Source organism: Desulfosarcina sp., from assembly GCF_055467485.1.
Window position 1 is genome coordinate 25,939 of record NZ_JBUOIV010000057.1, and the last position, 8,260, is coordinate 34,198.

At 59.8% G+C, this 8,260-nt stretch carries 6 protein-coding genes; 3 read left to right on the forward strand and 3 right to left on the reverse strand.

The features are described from left to right. Positions 1–159 precede the first annotated feature (159 nt). From ACZCED_RS20135 to ACZCED_RS20145, 3 genes are all read left to right on the forward strand, one after another. Positions 160–1,992 (forward strand): bifunctional serine/threonine-protein kinase/formylglycine-generating enzyme family protein, encoded by a 1,833-nt coding sequence (locus ACZCED_RS20135; protein WP_462969063.1) that lies wholly within the window; start codon positions 160–162, stop codon positions 1,990–1,992. Between the two features lie 70 nt (positions 1,993–2,062). After that, on the forward strand, positions 2,063–2,857 hold the full coding sequence (locus ACZCED_RS20140; RefSeq protein WP_464861557.1) for a hypothetical protein: 795 nt from the start codon (positions 2,063–2,065) through the stop codon (positions 2,855–2,857). A 36-nt stretch (positions 2,858–2,893) separates the two neighbouring features. Beyond that, a complete protein-coding gene (locus ACZCED_RS20145) occupies positions 2,894–4,069 on the forward strand; it encodes a tetratricopeptide repeat protein (protein WP_464861558.1) in 1,176 nt (391 codons plus the stop codon). A gap of 96 nt (positions 4,070–4,165) precedes the next feature. Here ACZCED_RS20145 and ACZCED_RS20150 read toward each other — a convergent pair whose 3' ends face one another. The 3 genes from ACZCED_RS20150 to ACZCED_RS20160 all read right to left on the reverse strand — a co-directional run. Continuing rightward, a complete protein-coding gene (locus tag ACZCED_RS20150) occupies positions 4,166–7,159 on the reverse strand; it encodes a PAS domain S-box protein (protein WP_464861559.1) in 2,994 nt (997 codons plus the stop codon). Between the two features lie 432 nt (positions 7,160–7,591). Further along, positions 7,592–7,831: a hypothetical protein gene (locus ACZCED_RS20155; protein WP_464861560.1), complete on the reverse strand. Its 240-nt coding sequence runs from the start codon at positions 7,829–7,831 to the stop codon at positions 7,592–7,594. Positions 7,832–8,042: 211 nt separating this feature from the next. Beyond that, positions 8,043–8,260, reverse strand: a 218-nt coding sequence (locus tag ACZCED_RS20160; protein ID WP_464861561.1) for a hypothetical protein, incomplete at its 5' end; no start/stop codon positions are given.

Genomic DNA, 8,260 nt, shown 5'->3' on the forward strand with positions numbered 1-8,260 from the left:
TTCACGGCACGATGTCCGGTCGATCGGCGTCACCGCCCCGGCGGTGGGGCACGATGCGCCCCGGCTCTGATGGCATGCTTGACATCAGCACGCGTATTCTTACGTTAATCACCATGTAAGCATACCACAAAGTATCACTTTTCCGCGCCTGGATGGATCATGGACACCGACCAAGAAAAAATTGGCAAGTACGACATCATCGCCCCGCTTGGCAAGGGGGCCATGGGGGTTGTTTACAAAGCTTTCGATCCCATGATCAAACGGTTCGTGGCCTTAAAAACCATCCATCTGGGCTTCACGGAGCCGCCGGATGACGATATCGCCCAGCGGTTCCATCGCGAGGCTCAGGCGGCCGGCAACCTGAATCACCAGAATATCGTGGGCATCTATGAATACGGTGAAGACGCCGGGCGGGCATTCATCGCCATGCAGTATGTGGAAGGGCAGACTCTGGTCGACCTGCTCAAACGCAAGCACCGGTTTTCCCTGGCCGACATACGGCTGATCCTGACCAGCGTGCTGGCCGCCCTCGATTATTCTCACCGCATGGGGGTGATCCATCGGGATATCAAACCCGGTAACATCATGCTGGACAGCACCGGAACCGTCAAGGTGATGGATTTTGGAATCGCCCGAATCGAGTCGTCCGAGTTGACTCAGACCGGAACCATTATCGGCACGCCCGGGTACATGTCCCCGGAACAGCTCCTCGGCGAAACCGTCGATCTGCGATCCGACATATATTCTGCCGGTATCGTTCTGTATGAACTACTCACCGGCGAACGGGCTTTTACCGGTTCATCCTTCGCGTCGGTCATCTATAAGGTGATCCACAGCGACCTCTCGCCCCCGTCGCGCCTGAAGCCGACGCTGCCCGGCAGCCTGGATGCACTGGTTGCCAAAGCCTGCGCCAAAAAAGCGGAGGATCGCTATCAACGCGCCGGTGAATTCTCAGCCGCCCTGGATCGTGCGTTTGCCGCGATCACCGACACGCCGCCCGTCGCGGCAGCCTTGCCCGACCAACCCGCTGACAGGCGGGCTGACGACCCGTCCGCCGCTGTCCACGAGTCCAAGACGGCAAGAAAATGGCTTGCCGCAGTGGCCACGCTTGTCGCTGCGGCAAGCATGGCCCTGGCGGCCTGGTACCTGCTGCCCCTTGGCCGGGAAGAAAAACGGATGGTGGCAGCATTGCCCGGCACGGCCTTCAAAGATTGCGACACGTGTCCGGAAATGGTTGTCATCCCCGCCGGGCGGTTCATTCAAGGGTCGCTTTCCACCGACACACCCCGTGAAGTCAATGAGGGCCCGGGGCGCCTGGTAACCATCGACTACACCCTGGCGGTAAGCCGCTACGAAATCACCAGAGCGCAGTTTGCCCGGTTTGCCGATGAAACCGGTCACGAGAGCGCCGGCTGCAGCACCTACAACGGATCGTGGGAACTGGACAATCAACGCAGCTGGCAATCGCCGGGCTTTGAGCAGGACGACACCCACCCGGTCACCTGCATTTCATGGAATGACACCCAGGCTTATTTGCGCTGGCTCTCCGACCGGACCGGGCATGAATACCGGCTGCTCAGTGCCTCGGAGTGGGAATACGCCGCCCGGGCAGGGACGGCCGATACCGGCACCTGTGAATCGGCCAATGTGGCCGACCGGTCGACCGTTGCAACCTATCCGGGATGGGAGACCTTCGACTGCCGGGACGACTTTGTCCACACAGCGCCCGTGGGGTCTTTTCAGGCCAATGCTTTCGGCCTTCACGACATGATCGGAAATGTCTTCGAGTGGGTCGCGGATTGCTGGAACGACAACTACGCGAAAGCGCCATCGAACGGGTCCGCGTGGGAAGCGGGTGACTGCAGTCGCCGCGTTCTGCGGGGCGGATCCTGGTTCACCCCGCCCGGGTACGTCCGGGCCCCGTTCCGCAACCGGTTCGATGCGGACTACCGCGGCAGCAGTTTCGGTTTTCGCGTGGCCCGGCGGCCCTGAATAGACGTTTATGCAAAAACCGATCGAGTCCGGCTGACGGCACGCATGCATACCGATCAGGAGGAAAAAAATGAAACAAACATACGCATGGATGATCGTTGCCCTTGCCATTCTTGCCGTAGCAGGCTGCTCCCATCGCGCCCCGACCATCGCCCATGTCCATATCGGCCACGCCATGACCGGCTGGTATGACACCCCGGATAAGCAAGGCCTGTTTGTCCTGGCGGAAAACAAAGCCGCGGAATCGCTGAAATACGCGCAAGCCGCGGCCGACGGGAGCCGGGACCTCGCCCGCATCAAGTCCAATATCGACCGTGCCGGGACGCTCAGCGACGGTCAGGCCATGGGAAACGAAACAACTGCGCAGTATGGGGTCAAGCAGGCCCTGGCAGGTGCGGTCAGCCACATCAGTTATGCAGCCACGTCCCCCGATGCGACTGCCAATACCCAGGCATTCGCCGACGGCTTTGCCGCCAATGCCGCAGCGGTCATGGATCGATGCGACCTGATCTCGGCGTTGAGCGGTGACATCGGCGGGACCGATTCGGTCGAAGAGGCCGTCCTGCTGGCCCCCGAGATCGAGAAACTGGCCCGGGCCAATCTCCACGGAGAGGATTTGGACGGTGACGGCATCGTCGGTTCGACCACCGACGAATATGGCCTGGCACAGCTTCGCCGGGACATCGAGGGCATGATCGCCAGGGAAGATCCACCCTATGCCACCGTGAACAAGTGGTACCTGTTCAACCTGATCCGACTGCCCGACGGCAGCTGGATATTCCGCAACAGGTATGCCAACGAGGTGGATGACCCCTATGGCGGCGGGGGGGGCGGTGGTGGTGGAGGTGGTGGTGGCGGATATTAGACCGGAACAGGATGATCAAGGAGAGGTATCACACCCATGATCCCACCTAAATGCAACCGTTTCTGCATGGCCGGCCGGATGGCGGCGATGGCCGTGGCGGCACTTATCGTCTGCACCGTTCCTTTCACGGTTGCCTGGGCGGCCGATGGTCCCGCCTCCTGCCTGTCCGCCACCGGCGAGGCGGCCGTCGCGCCATGCCGGCGTGAACTGCTTCGCGATCCGGGCAACATGGAGATCCGCTTTGCGCTCAGCGATGCTTTGATGGGATTGCGGCGCTATGCGGACGCCGTTGCCGTTTTGCGGGAAGGTCTGGAGAACTTTCCGGGCGACGATGCGATCAAAAAGAAGCTGATCCTTGCCGAAAGCTACCTGGACGAGCAGCAATATATCGAAAAGCAGCAAAAAAGTAACGCCGCCGCGTCCCAATCGAAAAAGCAGGACACCCGGGTCCGCCTGAGCATCATCCGGTGTGAGAAGTTAAAGGGCGATGCAGCCATGGCCGCCTGCAACGAAGGGCTCTCAATGGACCCCGACCACCCCGGCCTGTTGACGGGCAGGGGAAATGTATGGCTGGAGATGGATCGCTTTGGCAGGGCCATTCGCGATTATGAAGCGGCATTGGCCGTGGATCCGAAAAACCGGGAGGCCGCCAAAAGCCTTCGGCTTGCCCGGACCAAAAGAGACGTCAAGGTTGCGCAATGCCTTGGATCCGATGGCCCCGAGGGCCTGAATGCGTGTGATGCGGCGCTGCTCGAAGGCGCTTCCGACGAGTTTGCCGTCCAGGAGCGACGCGCCGGCTTGCTTCAAGCCATGGGGCGGGAAAAAGAGGCCGTTGAGGCTTACCGGATTGCCGCACGCCTGAACCCTGCCGACGGTCAGATCAAACGGTCCCTGGCTGCGTTGTCCCCCCGCAGCGAACAACCGGCGCCATCGCCAGTCGCCGGCCGGGACACCGCCGCCCCGACGGTGAAACCGCCGTTGCCTGAGAAAAGCCCTCCACCCAAACTGGTCGTCCCGGCAGCGCCTCCTGAAATGGCGGCGGCTACCGCACCTGAACCGTCTCGCCAGCCTCCGCCGGCCAAGGTATTCGATCCGCCTGAAATGAAGAAACCGTTGCCTGCGCCAGCCACGCCTCCGCCGGCGACAGCAACGGCCGCCATCCAACCCCGGCAATACAGCAATGCACCCGAGATGCCGGGCATCACCCACTGATCACCGACGATCGCCCCGTGCACATAGGCGTGGATGACTGTCAGGTGGGATCGATCTCTTGAATTCGGGCGGCATTTTCTCCCGGCGGGCTATCCCTCAGGCGAGCGCCTTACGGACCTCTCGCGCCAGATCGTCCATGCCGAAAGGCTTCTGGATAAAATGGACGCCCTCATCCAGCACGCCATGCTGGACAATCACGTTGGCGGTATACCCGGACATGAAAAGGGTCTTGATGTCCGGCCGGATGGCAGCGAGCCGGTCACGCAGTTCCTTGCCGTTCATTTTCGGCATGACCACGTCGGTCATCAGCAGGTCCACGGCTGAGCCAGTCGATTCAAATAACGCCAGGGCCGCCTCCGGTGTCGAGACGGCTTGAACGGTGTAGCCGATGCGTTCGAGCATTGCCCGGGTCATCCTGCGCACCATTTCGTCGTCTTCCACCAGGAGCACCGTTTCTGTTCCGTCAACTACCGGCACAACCTCCGATTTGATGGCGGGCACCTTTTTGTCGGCCATCCGGGGAAGATAGAGGGTGAACGTCGTTCCCTGCCCTATCTCGCTGTAGGCGTTGATGAAACCGCCGCCCTGCTTGACGATGCCGTAAACGGTGGCGAGCCCGAGCCCCGTTCCTTTGCCCACCGCCTTGGTTGTAAAAAATGGCTCGAAGACATGGGAAAGGGTTTCCGGTTCCATTCCGGATCCGTTGTCGCTGACCGACAGTCGGACAAAGTCGCCGGGGATGAATCCTACATGTTCGCGACAGTAGGCTTCGTCCAGATGGGTGTTCGCCGTTTCGATGGTCAGTTTGCCACCGGCCGGCATGGCATCCCTGGCATTGACCGCCAGGTTGATGAGAATCTGTTCGATCTGGGTGGGATCGAACTTGACCGTCCAGAGCCCCTCTTTGGTGAAGACCTGTAGGTCGATGTCTTCCCCGATCAACCGGGCAAGGGTCTTTTGCAGGTCGCCAATCCGGCGGTTCAGGTCCAGCGCTTGTGGCGAGACGACCTGCTTGCGGGAAAAGGCCAGGAGCTGGGTGGTGATGTCCCGCGAGTGGATGGCCGCCTTTTCGATTTCCATCACTTTTTTCAGGAGCGGATGGTCTGCGGCAAGGTCCCGTTTCATCAGATCCGCGTAACCCAGGATGACGCCAAGCATGTTGTTGAAGTCGTGGGCCACCCCGCCGGCCAGCCGTCCGATCGATTCCATTTTCTGGGCCTGGTAGAGCTGGGATTCGAGCTTGGATTGTTCCGCTTCCGCCTGTTTGCGGGAGGAGATATCCCGGACGAAGGCGACATGGTGGTGTTCCCCGTCGCTGAACAGAATGTGATTGGAGGAGACTTCCACTGGAAATTCGGTACCGTCTTTGCGCCGGTGGATGGTTTCGAAGATTCGGTTTCCGTCCACACTCATCTCCTGCCACTGGATCTTCCAGCGATCCTTGGGAAAATTGGGGTCGATGTCCCACAGGCGAATCCCCATCAACTCCTCCCGGGAGTAGCCGAGGGAGCGGCAGGCCTGGTCATTGACATAGAGGAAGTCACCATCGCGGCCCATCCAGAAAATCGCATCCGATGACCGGTCAATGGAAAACTGAAAGCGCAGCAGGGTCTCTCGTGCCCGTTTTCTCTCGGAGATGTCGGTGGAGAAGGCACAGCTGTATTCCTTGCCGCCGAACGCCACATAGTTGGCCGTTATCTCGACGGGAAAGGTAGTTCCGTCCTTGCGCTGATGGGTGGTTTCGAAGGTCCGGACGTTGTCCCGTATCAGCGCCGACCAGTAGTCGTCCCATACCTGCAGGTCGAAATCGGGGTCGATGTCCACCACCGACAACTGCAGGAGTTCTTGCCGGCTGTAACCAAGCGACCGGCAGATATGATCGTTGACATAGAAAAACCGTCCGTCCCGTCGGATCCAGGAGCAGCCGAACGACGCCCGGTCGATGGTGAACTGGGTCAGTTTCAGGGCCTCCTCGGCCTGCTTTCGTTCGGCGATGTCTTTCACGAAGGATATGGAGAAGATCTCGCCTTCAAACTCGTGACGGTTGACGGTAACTTCAACCGGAACCGTCGAGCCGTCCTTACGGGAATGCACGGTTTCAAATACGGCATGGCCCTGAATCGCCAATTTTTGCCGGTGCGCCTTCCAGCGCCCCTTGGAAAAGCTGTGGTCGATGTCGAAGACACGCAGGCCCAGAAGCTCATCCCGGGAATACCCCAGGTAACGGCAGACCTGGTCGTTAACGCTGAGAATCCGCGCGTCTTCATCGATTCTGAAGATCCCCACCGCAGCATGGTCAAGGCAGAAGCGGACCAGTTGCAGCTCGCGCTCCGCCTGCTTGCGTTCGGTAATGTCACGGATGGCCGCAATACGGGTTTCACGATTGTCGATAAGGGACGTGCGAACCCGGATCTCCACGTGGAAGACCGTGCCGTCCTTGCGCATGGCCAGATGTTCGTATGGCTCCAGCCGGCCTGCGGCCATGAACTCGGCCACCCGCGCACGATCCTCAGCGGCCACACAGTTCGCCACAGGTAACCCGATCAACTCATCGCGGCGGTATCCCAGCATGTGGGCGAGCTGATCGTTGAGATCCACAAACACACCGCCCCGGGTCAGGGCGATGCCTTCGAAAGCGGCGTCGGTCATGATCCGGAAACGCTTTTCGTCGTCATCCCGCACGATCGCGGTCCCTCCACCATCGGCAAGACCGGCGAGTGTCAGGAGGATCAACGGCGGTGAATCGCCTTGGGGATCGATCCGGCGAGCGCGGATGGATGCCTGATGGGGGTCGGGAAGATCATAGCGTACTTCGGCCGTCTCAAGATCGGGACCGGAAGGGGATTCAAACAGTCGGGCGAGCGCCTCTTTAAGCGTTGACGCTGCCACCTGCCCCATACCCAGTTCATGGAGCATTTGGCCGTCCGTTTCATCCGGGGAGCGCCCCCAGTATCGGCAAAAGGAACCTCCGGCTTTGAGGATGCGAAAGCCGGCGTCCAGGAGAGCGGCAGGTTCATGCATGGCGTCGAGGATAGCGGCCGGCAGCACCCGTAGCCGCTCCGGGTTCCCCTCACATCGCTTAATGCTCATGGGCAAACCTGTCTACGCGATCGAAAATATCGATGGTTGGTCGGGGACGTTCAGCGTCAACCGGATAGGATTACGTTTTGGTCGAAACCGAAAACAGCTAACAGTGAAAAATAACATATCAGAATGTCAGCAGAAATGCAATTTATAGCCGTTTGGCCGAATCATCCGGCCATCCCATTGCCCGCAGCCTTCATCGGAACCAACCGGTACCCTTGAATCGTTTGATCATCTCAGTCGGTATGCACACCGCCAACGACGATCAGCCCATCCACTGGCGGTGATTAGCGATTGGCTGCCGCCCCTTGAGAAGAAGTCCACGACCCGGCCGGGTGCTCCGGTTTAACCGCCCATCAAGGCGGTGGTTGGTGCTCCGTGGTGCCGGGCATCGCCCACTGAGAAGACCGGAGCGTCCCCGGTTCACGAACCACGGGGTTACTCGCCCGAGCCAAGCTTATCTTCAAGAAAATCGGCAAGAATCTCCGGGTCCTGATAGTAATCGGCGCCCCGGCGATCCTGCAGAATCCCCTCCGCCGCCTGGCTCGCCGCCTCGGGCGTCGTTCTGAATTTTCCTTTGAGATAACCGGCAAGAACCTCTGTCGCCTGATAATAATCGGCGCCACGACGGTCCGCCAGGATGGCTTCGGCAACTTTTTTACAAAACGAATGGGCCATTTTTCAATCCCTCCTTGCTTGGTGGTGGAAAAAGCCTGTCCACCCGAGCCGTGCTGCCGGCTTATGCATGAACGCTTTCGAACGATTGAAAATCGTAAGGGTGAATTCGCCATGCAACCGGTTGGCGTCCATTCGTGAGGGCCAAGGACCTGCGCAGGCATGGCGATCCACGTCCTCGGCCTGCTCGAGCGATGGATGGACAATCGCCTGGTTAGCCGGCATAATCCCGCAACCAGATTAAAACCATCCGAATAGTGAGCACGAGGATGGCGACCGTGGCGCCAAGGAAAAAGAGGCCGACCCACCCATACCAAAACCGGGCAATCGTGTGCTTCAGTTTACCGAAGCGCCCCAAGGGGGTGTCGGACTTATCCGGCACGGCGCCGAAGGTCACAATGAACGCATACGTGCTCAAGCCCCATATCAAAC

Coding starts and splice junctions, on each gene's coding strand:
- ACZCED_RS20135 (WP_462969063.1), top strand. CDS start 160: ATGGACACCGACCAAGAAAAAATTGGCAAGTACGACATCATCGCCCCG.
- ACZCED_RS20140 (WP_464861557.1), top strand. CDS start 2,063: ATGAAACAAACATACGCATGGATGATCGTTGCCCTTGCCATTCTTGCC.
- ACZCED_RS20145 (WP_464861558.1), top strand. CDS start 2,894: ATGATCCCACCTAAATGCAACCGTTTCTGCATGGCCGGCCGGATGGCG.
- ACZCED_RS20150 (WP_464861559.1), bottom strand. CDS start 7,159: ATGAGCATTAAGCGATGTGAGGGGAACCCGGAGCGGCTACGGGTGCTG.
- ACZCED_RS20155 (WP_464861560.1), bottom strand. CDS start 7,831: ATGGCCCATTCGTTTTGTAAAAAAGTTGCCGAAGCCATCCTGGCGGAC.